This is a genomic window from Leucobacter sp. G161, assembly GCF_001482305.1.
In the GTDB taxonomy this organism is placed as follows: Bacteria; Actinomycetota; Actinomycetes; order Actinomycetales; family Microbacteriaceae; genus Leucobacter.
In genome coordinates this window covers 1-365 of sequence record NZ_LOHP01000083.1, presented here as the reverse complement: position 1 = coordinate 365, position 365 = coordinate 1, and the positions used below count along the sequence as shown (strand labels likewise).

Sequence of the window (365 nt, the reverse complement as noted above, 5' to 3'; positions counted from 1 at the left end):
CGTTTCGCGACCGGGCGTAACCGGTTCGGGGTGAGCTCACGCGCATACACCAGCACCGCCTGCTCGTACGCGTGGCGGCGTTGTTCAGCGAGCCTGTCGAGTTCGATGGAGCGGGCGATCGTGGCCTCATCAACACCGGTCACTGTCACGTTCGTGATGACCATGCCAGCGTCGGTGATGATCTGTGCGTGTTGCAGCGAGAGCTTACCCGCGCGGGTCAGTACGGCAGTGTCGCGGTACACGTCAGCAAGGAACACGGCAAGGCCGAGCATCGAGTCCACGCGCGCTCGGATACTCCGAGCGCGAGCGCTGCTTCAGCGGTGTAGGCGCGTCTGGCCATTTCCCCGCCAGTGACGGCCTGGTAG

The 365-nt window shown here is 64.7% G+C and carries 1 pseudogene; it reads right to left on the bottom strand.

What is annotated here, in order from left to right:
* A pseudogene (locus tag AUL38_RS14350) lies at window positions 1-281 on the bottom strand (hypothetical protein); the annotation flags it as partial.
* Window positions 282-365 lie beyond the last annotated feature (84 nt).